The sequence below is a fragment of the Pseudomonas sihuiensis genome, assembly GCF_900106015.1.
In the GTDB taxonomy this organism is placed as follows: domain Bacteria; phylum Pseudomonadota; class Gammaproteobacteria; order Pseudomonadales; family Pseudomonadaceae; genus Aquipseudomonas; species Aquipseudomonas sihuiensis.
In genome coordinates this window covers 1,221,442-1,238,517 of sequence record NZ_LT629797.1, presented here as the reverse complement: position 1 = coordinate 1,238,517, position 17,076 = coordinate 1,221,442, and the positions used below count along the sequence as shown (strand labels likewise).

The 17,076-nt window shown below is 63.2% G+C and carries 16 protein-coding genes; 9 read left to right on the top strand and 7 right to left on the bottom strand.

What is annotated here, in order from left to right; all coding sequences use genetic code 11:
- Positions 1 to 24 precede the first annotated feature (24 nt).
- From BLT86_RS05885 to BLT86_RS05870, 4 genes are read right to left on the bottom strand one after another with little or no spacing between them, the layout of a single operon-like run.
- On the bottom strand, positions 25 to 1,101 hold the full coding sequence (locus BLT86_RS05885; RefSeq protein ID WP_092375273.1) for a polyamine ABC transporter substrate-binding protein: 1,077 nt from the start codon (positions 1,099 to 1,101) through the stop codon (positions 25 to 27).
- A gap of 49 nt (positions 1,102 to 1,150) precedes the next feature.
- Positions 1,151 to 1,492: a cupin domain-containing protein gene (locus tag BLT86_RS05880; protein WP_017676933.1), complete on the bottom strand. Its 342-nt coding sequence runs from the start codon at positions 1,490 to 1,492 to the stop codon at positions 1,151 to 1,153.
- A 34-nt stretch (positions 1,493 to 1,526) separates the two neighbouring features.
- The gene (locus BLT86_RS05875) at positions 1,527 to 2,933 is read right to left on the bottom strand and encodes an NAD(P)/FAD-dependent oxidoreductase (RefSeq protein WP_092375270.1); all 1,407 of its coding nucleotides are present in this window, start codon (positions 2,931 to 2,933) and stop codon (positions 1,527 to 1,529) included.
- Between the two features lie 45 nt (positions 2,934 to 2,978).
- Positions 2,979 to 3,800 carry a helix-turn-helix domain-containing protein gene (locus BLT86_RS05870; protein WP_017676935.1) on the bottom strand — a complete coding sequence of 274 codons (822 nt, stop codon included), beginning with the start codon at positions 3,798 to 3,800 and terminating at the stop codon, positions 2,979 to 2,981.
- A 118-nt stretch (positions 3,801 to 3,918) separates the two neighbouring features.
- Between BLT86_RS05870 and BLT86_RS05865 the strand changes: the two genes are divergently transcribed.
- Positions 3,919 to 4,146 carry a DUF2970 domain-containing protein gene (locus tag BLT86_RS05865; RefSeq protein ID WP_017676936.1) on the top strand — a complete coding sequence of 76 codons (228 nt, stop codon included), beginning with the start codon at positions 3,919 to 3,921 and terminating at the stop codon, positions 4,144 to 4,146.
- On the opposite strand, the gene BLT86_RS05860 is transcribed toward BLT86_RS05865, so the two are convergent.
- On the bottom strand, positions 4,147 to 5,175 hold the full coding sequence (locus BLT86_RS05860; protein WP_026088566.1) for an ABC transporter substrate-binding protein: 1,029 nt from the start codon (positions 5,173 to 5,175) through the stop codon (positions 4,147 to 4,149).
- 465 nt (positions 5,176 to 5,640) lie between these two features.
- Between BLT86_RS05860 and BLT86_RS05855 the strand changes: the two genes are divergently transcribed.
- The 3 genes from BLT86_RS05855 to BLT86_RS05845 all read left to right on the top strand — a co-directional run bounded on the left by BLT86_RS05855 (position 5,641) and on the right by BLT86_RS05845 (position 8,323).
- Positions 5,641 to 7,299 carry a nitrite/sulfite reductase gene (locus BLT86_RS05855; RefSeq protein WP_092375266.1) on the top strand — a complete coding sequence of 553 codons (1,659 nt, stop codon included), beginning with the start codon at positions 5,641 to 5,643 and terminating at the stop codon, positions 7,297 to 7,299.
- Complete coding sequence (locus BLT86_RS05850) at positions 7,283 to 7,780, top strand: DUF934 domain-containing protein (protein ID WP_017676940.1); 498 nt, start codon at positions 7,283 to 7,285, stop codon at positions 7,778 to 7,780. The genes BLT86_RS05855 and BLT86_RS05850 overlap by 17 nt, the downstream gene beginning before the upstream one ends.
- Before the next feature lie 141 nt (positions 7,781 to 7,921).
- Positions 7,922 to 8,323 (top strand): hypothetical protein, encoded by a 402-nt coding sequence (locus BLT86_RS05845; RefSeq protein WP_017676941.1) that lies wholly within the window; start codon positions 7,922 to 7,924, stop codon positions 8,321 to 8,323.
- A gap of 229 nt (positions 8,324 to 8,552) precedes the next feature.
- On the opposite strand, the gene BLT86_RS05840 is transcribed toward BLT86_RS05845, so the two are convergent.
- Positions 8,553 to 10,244 (bottom strand): DEAD/DEAH box helicase, encoded by a 1,692-nt coding sequence (locus tag BLT86_RS05840; protein ID WP_017676942.1) that lies wholly within the window; start codon positions 10,242 to 10,244, stop codon positions 8,553 to 8,555.
- Positions 10,245 to 10,533: 289 nt separating this feature from the next.
- A complete protein-coding gene (locus BLT86_RS05835) occupies positions 10,534 to 11,313 on the bottom strand; it encodes a spermidine synthase (RefSeq protein WP_017676943.1) in 780 nt (259 codons plus the stop codon).
- Between the two features lie 136 nt (positions 11,314 to 11,449).
- Here BLT86_RS05835 and BLT86_RS05830 point away from each other — a divergent pair, with 136 nt between their 5' ends.
- From BLT86_RS05830 to BLT86_RS05810, 5 genes are read left to right on the top strand one after another with little or no spacing between them, the layout of a single operon-like run.
- Positions 11,450 to 12,778 carry a flavin-containing monooxygenase gene (locus BLT86_RS05830; protein WP_017676944.1) on the top strand — a complete coding sequence of 443 codons (1,329 nt, stop codon included), beginning with the start codon at positions 11,450 to 11,452 and terminating at the stop codon, positions 12,776 to 12,778.
- Positions 12,775 to 13,713 carry a bile acid:sodium symporter family protein gene (locus tag BLT86_RS05825; RefSeq protein ID WP_017676945.1) on the top strand — a complete coding sequence of 313 codons (939 nt, stop codon included), beginning with the start codon at positions 12,775 to 12,777 and terminating at the stop codon, positions 13,711 to 13,713. Before BLT86_RS05830 ends, BLT86_RS05825 begins: the two co-directional genes overlap by 4 nt.
- The gene (locus BLT86_RS05820; protein WP_092375262.1) at positions 13,713 to 14,495 is read left to right on the top strand and encodes an SDR family NAD(P)-dependent oxidoreductase; all 783 of its coding nucleotides are present in this window, start codon (positions 13,713 to 13,715) and stop codon (positions 14,493 to 14,495) included. The genes BLT86_RS05825 and BLT86_RS05820 overlap by 1 nt, the downstream gene beginning before the upstream one ends.
- The gene (locus BLT86_RS05815) at positions 14,495 to 15,235 is read left to right on the top strand and encodes a sulfite exporter TauE/SafE family protein (protein ID WP_092375259.1); all 741 of its coding nucleotides are present in this window, start codon (positions 14,495 to 14,497) and stop codon (positions 15,233 to 15,235) included. Before BLT86_RS05820 ends, BLT86_RS05815 begins: the two co-directional genes overlap by 1 nt.
- Complete coding sequence (locus BLT86_RS05810) at positions 15,232 to 17,025, top strand: N-acyl-D-amino-acid deacylase family protein (protein ID WP_092375256.1); 1,794 nt, start codon at positions 15,232 to 15,234, stop codon at positions 17,023 to 17,025. The genes BLT86_RS05815 and BLT86_RS05810 overlap by 4 nt, the downstream gene beginning before the upstream one ends.
- Positions 17,026 to 17,076 lie beyond the last annotated feature (51 nt).

Sequence of the window (17,076 nt, the reverse complement as noted above, 5' to 3'; positions counted from 1 at the left end):
GGGCTTTTTTCATCGAGTAGACGCTCAGACGCCGCTCTTGACCTTGCTCCAGATACGCGTGCGCACACGGTCGATCTTCAGCGGCATGGCCTCCAGGGTGTACAGCTTGTCCATCACCGCCTCTGGCGGATACACGGTCGGATCGGCCTTCAGCGCCGGGTCGACCAGCGCGTCGGCCTTGGTGTTACCATTGGCGTACTTCACATGATTGCTGATGGCCGCCATTACCTCGGGCTGCAGCAGGTAGTTCATGAAGGCGTACGCGCCCTCTTCGTTGCCGGCATCGACCGGCATGGCCACCATGTCGAACCAGATCGGCGCGCCTTCCTTGGGAATCTCGTACTGGATCTTCACCCCGTTACCCGCCTCAGCGGCACGGGCGCCAGCCTGCATGATGTCGCCGGAAAAGCCCACCGCCATGCAGATCTCGCCATTGGCCAGATCACCGACGTATTTGGAAGAGTGGAAATAACGCACGTTCTTGCGCATCTCCATCAATAACGCTTCGGCGCGCTTGTAGTCCTCAGGGTTCTTGCTGTGGTGTGGCAGGCCCAGGTGATGCAGGGCAATCGGCAGCATTTCCGGGCCGTTGTCGAGGATCGCCACGCCGCACTGGTTGAGCTTGGCCAGCTTGACCGGGTCGAACAGCACGTCCCAGCTGTCCATCTTCACCTCCTCGCCCAGCACGGCGCGCACCTTGTCTACGTTGTAGCCGATACCGGTGCTGCCCCACAGATAGGGGAAGCCGTGCTCGTTGCCCGGATCGTTCACCTCCAGCGTCTTCATCAGTACCGGGCTGAGGTTGTTCCAGTTCGGCAGCTTGCTGCGGTCGAGCTTCTTCAGCGCGCCACCCTGAATCTGCCGGGCCATGAAGTGGTTGGAAGGGAACACCACGTCGTAGCCGGAGCGACCGGCCATCAGCTTGGCGTCCAGCGTCTCGTTGCTGTCGTAGACGTCGTAATGGGTACCCAGACCGCTGCTCTTTTCGAACTGCTTGAGGGTGTCCGGGGCGATGTAATCGGTCCAGTTGTAGATGCGCACGCTATCAGCGGCATGAGCGGTGCCGGCCAGGATCAGGCACGGCAGGAGTTTCTTCAGCATGGGATACCTCGTGAGTTGTTGTTCTAGGCAGTACTGAAAAGGGGCTGACTCAGAAGATCAGCACATAGGTCTTGCGCACCGTTTCTTGTATGTCCCAGATGCCAAGGGTATTGGCCGGCATCATCAGGGCGTCGCCGGCGCGAATCTCGATGGGCTCACCGCCGTCAGGCGTGAAGGTGCAGCGCCCAGCCACGAAGTGACAGAACTCCTGCTGCACAATCTGTCGGCGCCAGCGCCCCGGCGTGCATTCCCAGATGCCGGTCTCGACGCCGTCACTGCGCTCGACGCTGGTGGTCGAAGTAACCGCCACCGGCTCGCTCAGGGGCACGGCAACCGGATTGGACTCGTCCAGGCCGACGTTGGGAGTGTTACGAAAATGGGTGATATTCATTGGTACTCCGGATAAAGGAACGGCTGGCATTCACTCAGCCCATCAGGCTTTCCATGCGCGCCGCCACCGCCTGCGCCAGACGCCGGCGCCAGGCCGGGCTGCGCGGGTTGGCGAGGACTTCGTCCTCATGCACGAAACTGCGGATGATGGCGTTGTAGCCAAGCCAGCGGCAGGGTTCGGGCTCCCAGCGCCTCAGGCTGGAAATCGGGCTATCACTCAGCACCCAGGGCTGGCGCAGCAGTTCGCTGTCCCGACCGAGAATGAGATCGGCCAGGGTGCGCCCGCCCAGGTTGGTGGCTCCGACGCCCTCGCCGCCGTAACCGCCAGACAGCGCGATGCGGTTGCGGGTGTCGCGCAGCATGTGCGGCTGGAAGCGCCGCGCCATGCCCAGGTTGCCACCCCAGGAATGGGTGAAACGCACGTTGCGCAGCTGCGGGAAGATTTCCCCCATCAGGTAACGGCGTAAACCCAGCTCGTCGTCGGTTAAGTTGAAGTCGGTGCGCAGGCGCCCGCCAAAGCGGTAGCCACCACGCGCCCCGAAGATCAGACGGTCATCGAGGCTGCGCTGGCCGTAGGTGACCTGACGGCTGAATTCGCTGAACGCCTGCCCGCGCTCCAGACCGATACCGGCCCAGACATCCGCCGGCAATGGCTCGGTGGCAACGATCAGGCTCTGCACCGGCAACTGGTGATTACCCAACGGCGGCAAGCTGGCGGCGTACCCCTCGATGGCCGGCACCACCCAGTCAGCCGTGACCAGGCCGTGAGCGGTACGCACCAGGCCGGGTTGCCAGTCGATCACCGGGCTGCGCTCGTAGAGTTCGACACCCAGGTCCTCGACGCAGCACGCCAGGCCCCGCACCAGCTTGGCCGGTTGGATCGTCGCGCAATGCGGGCTGTACAGCGCGCCGTAGGCATTGGCCACGCGCAACTGGGTGGCCAGTTCGCTCGGCGGCAGCCAGCGGTAGTCGTCTTCACTCAGGCCCAGCGCACGCAATTCCTTGAGATAATCACGCAGGCGCACTTCCTGCTCCGGGTAGCGCGCCGCGCAATACAGCACGCCGCCCTTGCGCAGATCGCAATCGATGCCTTCACGGGCGACCACCGAGACCACTTCATCGGGAATGCCGTGCAGCAGGTCGAAGCCCGCCTTGCGCTCCGACGCTGGCACACCGGCCAGCAGACGATCCTCGCCGAGCAGGTTACCCATCAACCAGCCACCATTGCGCCCGGACGCACCGAAGCCGGCGGTCTCGGCCTCGACGATCACCACACGCAGCTGCGGCGCCTGGCGCTTGAGGTAATAGGCCGTCCACAGGCCGGTATAACCAGCGCCGATGATAGCCACGTCGGCGTGCAGCTGGGCTTGCAGGCTGGGCCGCGCCTGCAGCGGATCATCGAGCTGATCCATCCACAGACTGATGTTGCGCCAGGAATTCATCCACGCCTCCGTCATCAATCGATGACACAAGGCTAGTTGGGGCGATCAGTCGCTGTCTTGCGTGCGTGCCCGCGAGGAAATCTGCTTGAGGTAGGCCGTGGGCGAAAGCCCGGTGTGGCGCTTGAAGCAGCTGTAGAAGGCCGACAACGAGTTGAAGCCGGCGGCAAAGGCCAGCTCGTCGATACGCTTGAGGTCGCTGCCCGCCTGCAAGCCATCGAGCAAGTACTGCAGGCGGGCGCGGTTGACGTAGCGGTAGAAGCTCTCGCCCAGCACCTGATTGAGCAGATGGGAGATCTGGTTGCGGCTGTAACCCGTCGCTGCCGCCACCTGCTGCAGATCCAGCTCGGGGTCGAGAAAGGGCTGGCTGCGCTGAAAGTAGTCCTGCAGGTCCTGCGCCAGCTGACCGAGCTGGCGGGTCGACAGCCCCAGGCGGCTGATCGCCGGGCGCGAACTGGCCGCTTCGCCAGTGCCACGCGCCTCATGCACCAGGGTGGCGTATTCGTTGATCCGCCAGATCAGCCCGTCGCGCACGGTGATGGCTTCACCGGTGCGGAACGACACAAGCCCTTCCCCGCCCTGCAAGCTGGTGCAGTACTGGATGAAGGCGGTATGCCCGTCGATGCGGATGCGGTCGACGTGCTCCAGCAGTTCGCCCGGGCGGCGCGGCAGGTTGTTCTCGACGTACTCGCGCAGCTCAGCCAGGCGCATGCAGCGCTGCTGGTAGAAGTCGTTGTACTCGATCTCCGGGTGATACAGCGCCATTACAGCATCGAGGTCGCGGTGCTTCCAGCTCAGGTGGTAGCGCAGGATGGTTTCGCGGGTGCGCTCGGTTTGCGCGGCATCGTCAGGAAAGAGATCGTCAGACATGGTCAAGGTCGGTGGTCAGCGCTCGCGCAGATTGCCTGATTCGCCGCGGCCAGCCTAGTCCCTCGTGCTGGCGTGGCGGTTGCGGACTATGCTTGCAGGACCGACGGAGAGGCTGACCATGAGCGATCAGGACAAAGACCCCCAGCAGGCCCCGCTGACCCTGCGCGAAATGCTGCAGAGCGTGCTGGCCGCCGCCCTTGGCGTGCAGAGCGGGAAGAACCGTAGCCGCGACTTCAGTCGCGGCAAGCCCAGCCATTTCATTCTGCTCGGGGTGCTGTTCACCACCCTGTTCGTGATCGTATTGCTGGTGACGGTTAAGCTGATCCTGCACCTGGCGACTGGCTGATCAGTCCAGCAGGGATGCTATCGAGCAGTCGTAGCGCTGCTGTTGGGGCTGAGTCAACGCGCTGAACTGGCCAAAGTCCATGTCGATGTCCGCCTGGCCAAGGCGTGCCAGCAGTTTCTGCGATTGCGCCCTGTCGAGCAGGTGCAGCAGGGATGCCACCTGGTCCTGGCCGCCGCGCTCGATGAAATCCATGTCACGGGCATGGTCACTGAGCATCACCAGGGCACAAGCCCCCAGAATGAAGTGGCCGCTCGCCAGAACATCGATTCGTCCATCGATATGTGCCTGCAGCACCCGAGCCGAATTGTTCAGGGCTGCATAGCGCAGGTCTCTGCCCTGCTCATCAGCCGCACGCATCACGCCGAATGCCATTGCATCGTTCGCGGACCACACCAGGCTCACCCCTGGATAGCGCGGCAGCAGGCTCATCGCCTGCTCATAGGCGCGCTGCTCCTGCCACTCGCCATGCACCGCCTGCACCAGACGCACATGCGGCGCCTCGTTCAGCGCACGTTGCAAACCGGCCAGGCGCAGGATCGATGATGGCGTTTGCTTGACCCCGGAAAATGCCAGCAGCTCGGCCGGTTGCCCCTTGGCAAGCGCGATCAGTTCGCGCCCCATGAGGTAACCTGCCTCTTCATCATTGGGCACCAGGCTACCCAGCCAGTTGCGGTGACGCTCGCGGCTGCCACCGATCAGCGCCTGCTGCTCGTCGGTGAGCGTGCTGTGCAGGGCGAAAAGACCAACCTGGCTAGCTTCGAACAGGCGCAGCAGCACAGGTCCCTGGAACTGCTCGTTGGTGAAGATCAGGTAATCCGGGTGTTCACCGTCGAGAACCTGGCGGGCATTGCTCAGCATGCGCGCTGGATCACGCTCACCGTAAAGTACCTTCAGGTCGATGCCGAGGTCGCCTGCGGCGTCCTGCATATAGCGGGTGTAATCGGCCCAGAACGGCTCGTCGGAATAGCCGGGATTGAGGAAGATCACAGACGGCGCACGGGTTTGTGCTGACGCCAATGCGCAGCACAGTAATAGCCACAGGCCCAACACCCACCGGATCACGGCACCGCTCCCCAATTAACCGGGGCGCAGTATAGGGCGCAAATGACAAAAGGCCGACCGCTAATGCGTATCGGCCTTCGCCCTCACTGTCCGCTGACCCAGAAGACCGCCGTACCTACCGCGATCAGGATCAGGCAAAAGATCGCCCAGGCATCGATGACGCTGTCGGAATTGTCCACTTCAGTGTGCTCGGTCATGGTTCCCCCTCTTCTTGTGCTTTTGGGTGATGCACACTGCATTTAAGACCAGCCTTGGCCATCGCTCAAACCATATGGTTATGCTCTAGGGCAGTCTTATTCCTTAAACCAAGGTTTATATATTCAAACATCACTTTTACGCATAAACCTGAGCTGGTATCGTGCCCCGGCTCCTCGGGGAGTGCGCGGCCGTGCGCGCTGATTGGCAGTAAGTAGCCTGAAAACAGGACCCTTCATGTACGTATATGACCAGTACGATCAAAAGATCGTCGAGGATCGCGTCAAGCAGTTCCGCGATCAAACCCGCCGCTACCTCGCCGGAGAGCTGAGCGGCGAGGAATTCCGTCCGCTGCGCCTGCAGAACGGTCTGTATATCCAGCGCTACGCACCCATGCTGCGCGTGGCCGTGCCTTATGGCCTGCTGTCGTCCACCCAGGTGCGCATGCTGGCCAAGATCGCCCGCGACTACGACAAGGGCTATGCCCATATCAGCACCCGCCAGAACGTACAGTTCAACTGGCCGGACCTGGAAGACGTGCCGGAGATTCTCGCCGAGCTGGCCACCGTGCAGATGCACGCCATCCAGACCAGCGGTAACTGCATCCGCAACACCACCACCGACCAGTTCGCCGGCGTGGCCAAGGACGAGATCGTCGATCCGCGTCCCTGGTGCGAGATCATCCGTCAGTGGTCGACCTTCCATCCCGAATTCAGCCACTTGCCGCGCAAGTTCAAGATCGCCGTCAACGGCGCCGTGAGCGACCGCGCCGCCATCGAAGTGCATGACATCGGCCTGGAAGCAGTGAAGAACGAGGCCGGCGAGCTGGGCTTCCGCGTTTCCGTCGGCGGCGGCCTGGGTCGTACCCCGATCGTCGGCAGCTTCATCAACGAATTCCTGCCCTGGCAGCACCTGATCAGTTATCTCGACGCCATCCTGCGCGTGTACAACCGCTATGGCCGTCGCGATAACAAGTACAAGGCGCGTATCAAGATTCTGGTCAAGGCGCTGACCCCCGAGGTGTTCGCCGAGCGCGTGAACGCCGAGTGGGCGCACCTCAAGGACGGCCCGACCACCCTCACCGAAGCCGAAGTCGCCCGCGTTGCCGCACACTTCGTTGATCCGGCCTATCTGACCCTGCAGGACGAAGATGCCCTGCTCGCCCAGCAGAACGCCGAACATCCAGGCTTCGCCCGCTGGCGCGAGCGCAACACCTTCGCCCACAAGAAGCCTGGCTACGTTGCCGTGACCCTGTCGCTCAAGCCTACCGGCGTGGCGCCAGGCGACGTCACCGACAAACAGCTCGATGCCATCGCCGACCTGGCCGACCGTTACTCCTTCAGCGAAGTGCGCAACAGCCACAACCAGAACATCATCCTCGCCGACGTCGAGCAGCGTCAGTTGCTGGCTCTGTGGGGTGAACTGCGCGAACAAGGTTTCGCCACGCCGAACGTAGGCCTGCTGACCGACATCATCTGCTGCCCGGGCGGCGACTTCTGCTCGCTGGCCAACGCCAAGTCGATCCCGATCGCCGAAGCCATTCAGCGTCGTTTCGACGATCTCGACTACCTGTTCGACATCGGCAATATCGACCTGAACATCTCCGGCTGCATGAACGCCTGCGGTCACCACCACGTCGGCCATATCGGCATTCTCGGCGTCGACAAGAAAGGCCAGGAGTTCTATCAGGTCTCGCTCGGCGGCAGCGCCGGCCGTGACGCCAGCCTGGCGCAGATCCTTGGCCCATCCTTCGCCGAAGCGGACATGGCCGATGTGATCGACAAGATCATCAAGGTCTACGTCGAGCAACGCACCGAAGAAGAAAGCTTCCTCGATACCTACCGCCGCGTCGGTATCGATCCGTTCAAGGAGCGCGTCTATGCAGCGAATCATTAAGAACGGTCAGGTGGTCGACGAGACCTGGCACCTGCTGGCCAAGGACGTGACCCTGGACGTCATCCCCAACTGCGACGACATCATCGTCCCACTGGCCCTGTGGCGCGAGCATGCGCACGCCCTCAAGGCCCGCGACGGCGGTCTTGGCGTATGGCTGGAAGCCGGCGACGAGATCGAGGAAATCGTCGATGACCTGGCGCATTTTCAGGTCATCGCCCTGGAGTTCCCTGCCTTCACCGATGGCCGCCACTCCTCTACCGCCTACCTGCTGCGTACCCGCTACGGCTACAAGGGCGAAGTTCGCGCCATTGGCGACGTGCTGCGCGACCAGCTGTTTGCCCTCAAGCGTGTCGGTTTCGATGCCTTCGCCGTGCGCGCGGACAAGGATCCGTACGATGCGCTGAAAGCCTTCGAGGACTACAGCGAGGTTTACCAGGCTTCGGCCGATCAGCCGCAACCGCTGTTCCGTCGCCGCGCCTGATCACGGCAGCTGAAACGCCTCAAACGCCCCGACTGGTTCGGGGCGTTTTGCTTTGTGTACTCCGCTCGCAGAATTCAGGTCGAACCGTAGTGCGTTGCTGAAGTCGGACTCTATAAGCCCATCGCATAGGGAGAGACCGCCATGAAGCACGACTGGGACCTGATCGAACGCCTGCTGCACGAGGCACAAAACTCCGCCGGCAAACCCTTCGCCCCGCGTCGCTACGCCGAAGACCTGGCCGAAGAACATGAGAATGCCGGCGACCCCGTGGACAATCTCGATCATCTGCGCGCCGAGGCTGCACGCTACGAAGCGCGACTGCTGCAAAACGGCTTTATCGAACCACGCCCGGAAGACGAAGGTGGCAACGGCGAAAATTTCATTCTCACCGCGCGCGGCGCGCAGCTGCTGAGCATGCTCGACAGCAGCATCCCCGGCAGTGAGCGACCACGCGAAGTGCTCGACGAAGCGGGTGAAGCGGCGTTGACGCCGGAGGTGTTCGATCGCCTGGCGCCCAAGGCCAATCTCAGCGAAACCGGCTGACAGGCTGCTGAAAAACTACCTGCGTTGCCATTGCTGCGTTAAAAACAGGCTCAAAATGCTCATTTACAACTCGTAAACTGCGCTTTTTCGCCTGTTTTTGCCTTGCACTGACTGCCTCGCCTACGTTTTCAACGGCCTGTTCATCTGCCCTTAACAAACAAAAACGCCGCAACCCGATAAGGGTTGCGGCGTTTCGTTGATCCTGCCATGAGCCATCAGGCCCGCGGGATCAATCCTCGCGGTAGCGACGCAGCTTCAGAGCCTTGCCGGCCACGCGGGTATCTTTCAGCTTACCCAGCAGGCGGTCCAGACCGTCTTCCGGCAGCTCGACCAGGCTGAAGGTTTCGCGGATCTGGATACGACCGATCGCTTCGCGAGCCAGACCACCCTCATTGAGGATGGCACCGAGCAGGTTCTTCGCGGCGATACCGTCACGAGTACCCAGTGCAGTGCGGCAACGCACGCGACCTTCCGTCAGCGGCACCGGCGCGCGGCGCTCGCGGAATTCACCACGATCACCGCCACGCTCAGAACGCTCGCCGTCACGTTCACGACGCTCACGCGGAGCGCCGCCAGCGCCCGGCACCAGTGGCTGCTCGCGCTCGACAGTGGCCAGATCCAGGGCCTGGCCGTTGGTAGCCTTTTTCAGCAGCGCAGCGGCCAGAGCACGTGGGCTGCAGCCGATATCGGCGGTCAGACGGTCAAGCAGATCGCCGTGGCTGGCTTCGGCATCGGCCACCAGCGGCGCCAGGCTGTTGGTCAGTTTCTTGATGCGAGCATCGAGCACTTGCTGGGCGTTCGGCAGTTTGACTTCACCGACCTTCTGCCCGGTGACACGCTCGATCACCTGCAGCATGCGACGCTCACGCGGCGTCACCAGCAGCAGCGCACGGCCATCACGACCGGCACGGCCGGTACGACCGATACGGTGCACGTAGGACTCCGGGTCGTACGGCATGTCGACGTTGAATACGTGGGTGATGCGCGGCACGTCGATGCCACGGGCAGCCACGTCGGTCGCCACGACGATGTCCAGACGGCCATCCTTGAGCGATTCGATGACGCGCTCACGCTGGTTCTGGGCGATGTCGCCGTTCAGCGCAGCGGCCTTGTAGCCTTTGGCTTCCAGAGCGCTGGCCAGGTCCAGGGTGGCTTGTTTGGTACGCACGAAGGCGATCAGCGCGTCGAAATCCTCGACTTCCAGAAGACGCAGCACGGCGTTGGTCTTCTGGTCGGCGTGGATCATCAGATGCGCCTGCTCGATGCGCGAGACGGTCTGGGTCTTGGCAGCGATCTTGATGTGTTGCGGCTCACGCAGGTGCTTTTCGGCAATGGCACGAATCGAGTGCGGCAACGTGGCGGAGAACAGCACGCTCTGGCGGCTTTCCGGCATGGCTTCGAAGATCACTTCGAGATCATCCATGAAGCCCAGCTTGAGCATTTCGTCCGCTTCGTCGAGCACCAGGTACTGGATGGTCGACAGCACTTTCTCGTCGCGACGCAGGTGGTCGACCAGACGGCCCGGTGTGGCAACGATAACCTGGGCGCCCTGGCGGATGGCCTTGAGCTGCGGGCCCATGGGCGCGCCGCCGTAGACGGCGACCACATTGAGGCCAGGCATCTGCTTGGAATAGGTTTCAAACGCGGTGGCGACCTGCAGGGCCAGCTCGCGGGTCGGCGCCAGAATCAGCGCCTGTGGTTCACGCTTGGCCGGGTCGATTTTTGACAGGATCGGCAACGCGAAGGCTGCGGTCTTGCCAGTGCCGGTTTGGGCCTGGCCGATCATGTCCTGGCCGGCGAGGATCACCGGAATGGCCTGCGACTGGATGGGAGACGGCTCTTCGTAACCAACGGCGGTCAGAGCGGCGAGAATATTGGGGTGAAGTCCGAGCGCGGCGAAGCCGCCGATTTCCTGGGTCATGGGTCTGCCTCAAGTGCATCCGCAAAGACCCATGTTCCAAAGCTGCGCATGCCGTGTAAGACCTTTTGGGTCACCCTGGCAGCCTGGTCGGCGGGGATTTGCGAAAACGTGATGAAAGTGAATCGTCAAGGATAGTCCGCTGGGGACTGGCTGCCGGGTGTTAATTTCCCGGGCGAGTTGCACTACCTGAACGTGGCCAGAAAATTGGCCGGCGCGAACTATACCGGAAAATCCTGTCTCGGGTGCTGGTTTTTATCGATTGGCATGCATCCAACCGCTCAACGGCGCATCAAGTGGCCGGGCGCAGCGCTTCGATCAGCGGCTGTAGCGAATAACCCAGACGCGGCGCCAGCTCGCCCGCACGCATCTGCAGGCGTCCCATGTTCAAGCGTTGCTCGAGGTCAGCCGGGATCAGCAGTACCACGTTGCCCTCCTTCACCGGGCACTCCCAATAGTGTCGGTGATAGAGGCCACGCAGCAGTGCCGCGCCAAGCGGCTTGCCGTCGTTGCCTGCCCATTGGTTGATGATCAGCCAACCACCTGGATTGAGCTTCTCGCGGCAGCGCTCGAGAAAGCGCCAGGCCAGATGCCCGACACCCGGCCCCTGGTCGGTGTACAGATCGAGAAAGATCAGGTCAGCGGTTTCCGCGCTGTCGAGCAGTTCGGTGGCGTCGCCGATGCGAATGGTCAGTCGTGGGTCATCGTCCAGACCGAGAAACTCCATGGCCAGGCGCGGTACGTCCGGGCGCAGCTCGATGGCCTCGACGTCCTCCAATGGCAGGAACTTCAGACAGGCCTGGGTCAGGTTGCCGGCGCCCAGACCAAGGAACAGTGCGGTTTCCGGCGCATCGTGGCACAGCGCGCCCAGCAACATGGCGCGGGTGTAGTCGTATTCCAGCCAGCTGGGATCGCCCTGGAACACGCAACTCTGCTCGATGGCATCACCAAACTCGAGAAAGCGGTAGGCGCCGATCTGCACCACACGGATCACCCCGAAGGCGTCGTGCACCTCGGCCAGCAGAACTTCGTCCTGCTGCTGCAACTCGTCGTCCGGCGGCAACCCTGGCATCGATACCTCTCCCACAGTGACATCCCGTACCACAACAACCGGGCTAAAGGCGCCGATTGTCATTGAAGCAGCCGCCCCCGGTCACGCAATAATTCCAACACTTGCGCTGCTACTCATAACAATAACGAGGTTCGCCATGTACGCCATCATAGGTGCCGGCCCCATGGGCCTGTGCACGGCTCGGCAATTGAAGAAGCACGGTATCGATTTCATCGGTTTCGAGCTGCACAGTGACGTTGGCGGCCTGTGGGATATCGATAACCCGCACAGCAGCATGTATCACTCGGCGCATCTGATTTCCTCCAAGGGCACCACCGAGTTCCGCGAGTTCCCCATGCGTGCCGAGGTGGCGCCCTACCCGCACCACAGCGAGATGCGCCGCTACTTTCGCGACTACGCCAGGCAGTTTCGCCTCTATGAGCATTACCAGTTCGATACCCGCGTGCTGCAGGTGCAACGCGAGCAAGATGGCTGGAAACTGATCAGCGAGCGCAACGGCGAGCAACGCGAATGGCGTTTCGACGGTGTGCTGATCGCCAACGGCACCCTGCATACGCCCAACCTGCCGCGCCTGCCTGGCGACTTTTCCGGCGAGTTGTTGCATTCGAATGCCTACAAGAGCGCGGATATCTTCGCCGGCAAACGGGTGCTGGTGGTCGGCTGCGGCAACTCGGCCTGCGATATCGCCGTCGATGCCGTGCATCGCGCCGCCTCGGTCGACCTCTCGGTACGCCGTGGCTATCACTTCCTGCCCAAGTTCATCCTCGGCAAACCCACCGATACCTTCGGCGGTGCGATCAAGCTACCGCGCCGTCTCAAACAGCTGGTCGACGGTCTGCTGGTGCGCGCCCTGGTCGGCAAACCCTCGCAGTATGGTCTGCCCGACCCGGACTACCGCCTGTACGAGTCGCATCCGGTGATGAACTCGCTGGTGCTGCACCATATCGGCCACGGCGACATCCACCCTCGCGGCGATATCACGGCAGTGAGGGGGCAAAGCGTGACCTTTGCCAATGGCGAACAGGCCGAGTACGACCTGATCCTCATGGCCACCGGCTACAAGATCGACTACCCCTTCATCGCTCGCGACGAGTTGAACTGGCCGCAAGGTGCCGGTGCACCGCAGCTGTATCTCAACGTATTCCACCCCGAGCACGACGACCTGTTCATGCTCGGTATGGTCGAGGCCTCCGGCCTGGGCTGGCAGGGTCGTGACGAGCAGGCGGAGCTGGTCGCGCTGTATATCCGCCAGTCGCGGGCTGGCAGCCCCGCTGCTCAGGCCCTGCGCCAGACTATTCGTGCTCAAGCCAGCCAGCGCCTGGATGGCGGCTATCGCTACCTGCAACTGGAGCGCATGGCCTATTACGTGCACAAGGACAGCTATCGTAGACGCATAGCCGAACACAGCGCCGCCCTGCGCCGTGAGCTGGCCAACGATGGCGCACTCGCTGCGCAGGGGGCATGAGCATGGAACAGGTGAATATCGCCTTTGACCCCAGCAGCCTGGTGCTGATCAACCTGATCGTTGCGTTGATGATGTTCGGCGTTTCCCTGGACCTGCGCGCCGAAGACTTCCGCCGCATCGCCCGCGCGCCCAAAGCCCCGGTGATTGGCATGCTGGCGCAGTTCGTGTTGCTGCCGGCGCTGACCTGCCTGGCTTGCTGGGCCCTGGCCATCGAGCCGCAACTGGCGCTGGGCATGACCCTGATCGCTGCCTGCCCAGGCGGCAGCTTCTCCAACATCATGACCTGGATGGCTCGCGGCAACGTCGCGCTGTCGGTGAGCATGACCGCCGTTTCCAGCGTCGTCGCAAGCGTGCTGACACCGCTCAACTTCGCCCTGTACGCCTGGCTCAATCCACATACGCGACCCTTGCTGACGCAGATCGAACTGGACCCGCTGAGTTTGCTGCTGCTCGTGCTGCTGGTGCTCGGCCTGCCTCTGCTGGCTGGCATGTGGATCGGCCGGCGCTTCCCGCAACTGACACTGAAAGTGGAAAAGCCCCTGCGTCTGTTCGCCTTGCTGGTAATGCTCGGTTTCGTGGCGCTGGCGTTCAGCCGCAACCTCGAGCAGTTCACCCGACATTTCCATCTGTTCTTCTGGCTGGTAGTGGCTCACAACGCCCTGGCACTGAGCATTGGCTACCTCAGCGCACGCCTGAGCGGGCTGCCGGTGGCCGACCGCCGCGCCCTGACGCTGGAAGTGGGCATCCAGAATTCAGCGCTGGGCCTGGTGATCATCTTCACCTTCTTCCCGCAGGCCAGCGGCATGTTGCTGATCGCGGCCTTCTGGGGCTGCTGGCATCTGGTATCCGGCCTCAGCCTGGCCTGGCTGTGGTCACGCAGGCCGCCTGCAGCCGACGCGTTGCTGACGCCCTTGCCCAGCGCAGGAGAGCGGTGATGCGCGTGGTCCTGATTACCGGCGCCGCCAGCGGCCTCGGCTGGCAACTGGCGCGCGCTTGTCACGCACGTGGCGATGCCCTGCTGCTCACCGATATAGACGCCAGCGGCCTCTCGGCTCGCGCCGATGAATTGGGCAGCGAGCGCGTAATGGCCCTTGCTGGCGACATCACCGAACCCGAGCTGCATGAACGTCTGCTCGATGGCTGCCGGCAGCGCTTCGGCCGGCTGGACGTGCTGATCAACAACGCCGGCATCACCCACCGCTCGCCCACGCTGCGCACCGATCCAGCGGTGTTTCGCAAGGTCATGGCGGTGGACTATCACGCGCCGCTGGAACTGACCCTGGCCGCCCTGCCGCTGCTGCGTGAAAGCCGCGGCCAGGTGGTCGCCATCGGCTCCATGGCCGGCTGGATGCCGGTGCTCGGCCGTGCCGGTTACTGCGCCGCGAAAAGCGCCCTGGGCCAGGCCTTCGAGGTGCTGCGCGCCGAGATCGCCCGCGACGGCATCGGCCTGCTGATGGTCTATCCGAGCTTTCTCGATACGCCCATCGACCGCAATGCCCTGGGCGGCGACGGCAAACCGGCCGGCCATGCCCGCTCGACCATCGGCAAGATTCGCAGCGCCGACTGGATGGCAAGCCTGATTCTCGATGCACTGCAGCAGCGCCGCGAGCGCCTGTTCCCGGATCGTGGCAGCTGGCTGGCGAGCCTGCTCTGGCGCCTGGCACCGGCGCTGTACCACCGCAAGATGAGCCAGCGCTTCGCCGGGGAGATCAGTTGATGGCCCTGGCGCCCTATGCCCTCGGCGGCTTCATTTTGCTGGCCTACGCCCTGGAAGCCGTTACTGGCTTTGGCAGCGTGGTCATCGCGCTGTCGCTCGGCGCATTGCTGCTGCCCATCGATCAACTGCTACCGATCCTGGTGCCGCTGAACATCTGCATGACCGGCTATCTGGTGCATCGCCACTGGCAGCAGATCGACCGCCGCCTGCTGCTTGGCACCCTGCTGCCCGGCATGCTTATTGGTACTTTACTCGGCTATTGGCTGCTGCCTTATCTGGACACCCAGGCGTTGAAGGTCGGCTTCGGTGCGCTGATCGTCTGGTTCGCCGGCCGCGAACTGTGGCGCCTGCGCCGGGCGAGCGCACTGCCGCAACGCCCGGCCTGGCTGACTCGCTGCATTACCCTGGCCGCAGGCCTCAGCCATGGCCTGTTCGCGTCGGGTGGCCCGCTGCTGGTCTACGGCCTGGCCGGTACCCAGCTGGACAAGGCGCGACTGCGCGCCACCCTGGTCACTGTCTGGTTCACCCTCAACAGCCTGCTCACCCTCGCCTTTCTGCTCGACGGCCGCCTGCTGCCGGCGCTGCCTCAGGTACTCACCTACGCCCCGCTTCTGCTGCTCGGGGTGTGGCTGGGCGAACGCCTGCACCGGCGCTTCGACGAGCGTCATTTCCGCCTCGCCATCTACATCCTGCTGTTGGTCACCGGCATCCTGCTGCTGGCGCCCTGGAGACTGCCATGAGCTACGACATCATCATCAACAACGGCCTTTACTTCGACGGCACCGGCGTGCCGGGGGCGATCCGCCATATCGGCATCCGTGACGGCAAGGTCGAGGTACTCAGCCTCAGCCCACTGGAGGGGGCCGGTTGCCCCGAGGTGATCGACGCCAAAGGCCAGTGGCTTACCCCCGGCTTCCTGGAGATCCACTCGCATTACGATGCCGAGGTGATCGCCGCACCAGCACTGAAGGAGTCGGTGCGCCACGGCGTCACCAGCGTGACCATCGGCTCCTGTTCCATCAGCATGGTGCTGGCCGACGCCGAAGACTGCTCCGACCTGTTCACCCGCGTCGAAGCGGTGCCGCGCGAGTACGTGCTACCGATCCTCCAGGAAAAGAAAACCTGGCGCGACGCCGCCGGCTATCGCGCCTTCTACGACCAGTTGCCGCTGGGCCCGAACGTCAATTCCTTCCTCGGCCATTCGGAGCTGCGCGTGGCGGTGATGGGCCTGGAGCGCGCCACCAGTCGGGTGAAGCCCAGCGAAGCCGAACTGGCGCGCATGGAACAGTTGCTCGAAGAGGCGCTGAACGCCGGGTGTATTGGCCTGTCGGTAATGACCACACGATTGGACAAGATGGACGGCGACCGCGCCTGGTCCAGCCCGTTGCCGTCGACCTTCGCTAGTTGGAAGGAGTTCTCCCGCCTGTTCGCCGTACTGCGGCGGCGCGGCGCGGTGCTGCAGGGCGCGCCGAACGCAGTGACCAAGGTCAACGTGTTCGCCTTCCTCTGGCAGGCCCATGGCTGGTTCAGGAAACCGCTGAAATGCACCATGCTGACGGCGCTGGATCTCAAGTCACAGCCGCTGCTGCATCGCTTCACTCGTCTTTCCGGCTGGCTGGCTAACAGGGTGCTGCGCGGCCACTTCCGCTGGCAGACCTTGCCGGCGCCCTTCACCCTGCGCCTGGAAGGACTCAACGTGAATGCCTTCGAGGAATTTGGTGCTGGCGAGATCCTGCGCAACATCAAGGACCCGGATGAACTCTACGCCAAGGTCAGGGAGCCGGCGTTCCGCGCCCTGTTCAAGAAACAGGTCAAAGCCGTGCTGACCAAGGGCCTGTGGCACCGCGACTTCTCCGATTGCTGGGTGACCGAATGCCCGGACCCCAGCCTGGTCGGCAAGAACTTCAAGCAACTGGGCCAGGCGCGTGGCCTGGATGCAGTAGACGCTTACTTCGAACTGGCCTGCCAGTACCGCGAGGCGCTGAAGTGGACGACCTGCTACGGCAACCAGCGCGAGGCGATCATGCGCAAGCTGCTGGCCAGCCCCTGGACGCACCCTGGCTTTGCCGACTCCGGCGCGCATCTGCGCTCCATCGCCCAGTACAACTTCCCGCTGCGTTTTCTCAAGTACGTGCGGGACGCCGAACTGGCCGGCGAGCCGTTCATGGAGCTGGGCAAGGCGGTGCGCCGCTGCAGTGGCGAGCTGGCCGACTTCATCGGCGTCGATGCCGGCTACCTGCGCGTCGGCGATCGTGCCGACCTGGTGCTGATCGACCCCGCCGGCCTCGATGACACCCTGGATGAACTGCACGAAGCGCCGATGGAGGTGCTGGGCCTGATGCGGGTGGTCAAACGCAACGATGCAGCGGTCGCGCTGACGATGATCAACGGTCGCATCGCCTATCGCCGCGGCCTGGAATACCCGAATGATCTGGGCAAGGCACAGCGCTACGGGCGCTTCCTGCCGGCGCGCGATGTATCGCCGCGCATGCGGCCTGCACGCGCATTCGAGCCCGCCCCGGCGTCATGAGCCAATACACGTACGAGCTGCGGGGCTTATCGGTTACCATGCGTCTCCGCC

What these genes read in the sequence shown, in the direction of transcription:
- BLT86_RS05885 (WP_092375273.1), bottom strand. Translation starts at nt 1,101, where the DNA reads ATGCTGAAGAAACTCCTGCCGTGCCTGATCCTGGCCGGCACCGCTCAT.
- BLT86_RS05850 (WP_017676940.1), top strand. Translation starts at nt 7,283, where the DNA reads ATGCAGCGAATCATTAAGAACGGTCAGGTGGTCGACGAGACCTGGCAC.
- BLT86_RS05825 (WP_017676945.1), top strand. Translation starts at nt 12,775, where the DNA reads ATGAGCATGGAACAGGTGAATATCGCCTTTGACCCCAGCAGCCTGGTG.
- BLT86_RS05845 (WP_017676941.1), top strand. Translation starts at nt 7,922, where the DNA reads ATGAAGCACGACTGGGACCTGATCGAACGCCTGCTGCACGAGGCACAA.
- BLT86_RS05865 (WP_017676936.1), top strand. Translation starts at nt 3,919, where the DNA reads ATGAGCGATCAGGACAAAGACCCCCAGCAGGCCCCGCTGACCCTGCGC.
- BLT86_RS05875 (WP_092375270.1), bottom strand. Translation starts at nt 2,933, where the DNA reads ATGAATTCCTGGCGCAACATCAGTCTGTGGATGGATCAGCTCGATGAT.
- BLT86_RS05840 (WP_017676942.1), bottom strand. Translation starts at nt 10,244, where the DNA reads ATGACCCAGGAAATCGGCGGCTTCGCCGCGCTCGGACTTCACCCCAAT.
- BLT86_RS05880 (WP_017676933.1), bottom strand. Translation starts at nt 1,492, where the DNA reads ATGAATATCACCCATTTTCGTAACACTCCCAACGTCGGCCTGGACGAG.
- BLT86_RS05855 (WP_092375266.1), top strand. Translation starts at nt 5,641, where the DNA reads ATGTACGTATATGACCAGTACGATCAAAAGATCGTCGAGGATCGCGTC.
- BLT86_RS05870 (WP_017676935.1), bottom strand. Translation starts at nt 3,800, where the DNA reads ATGTCTGACGATCTCTTTCCTGACGATGCCGCGCAAACCGAGCGCACC.
- BLT86_RS05835 (WP_017676943.1), bottom strand. Translation starts at nt 11,313, where the DNA reads ATGCCAGGGTTGCCGCCGGACGACGAGTTGCAGCAGCAGGACGAAGTT.
- BLT86_RS05810 (WP_092375256.1), top strand. Translation starts at nt 15,232, where the DNA reads ATGAGCTACGACATCATCATCAACAACGGCCTTTACTTCGACGGCACC.
- BLT86_RS05820 (WP_092375262.1), top strand. Translation starts at nt 13,713, where the DNA reads ATGCGCGTGGTCCTGATTACCGGCGCCGCCAGCGGCCTCGGCTGGCAA.
- BLT86_RS05815 (WP_092375259.1), top strand. Translation starts at nt 14,495, where the DNA reads ATGGCCCTGGCGCCCTATGCCCTCGGCGGCTTCATTTTGCTGGCCTAC.
- BLT86_RS05830 (WP_017676944.1), top strand. Translation starts at nt 11,450, where the DNA reads ATGTACGCCATCATAGGTGCCGGCCCCATGGGCCTGTGCACGGCTCGG.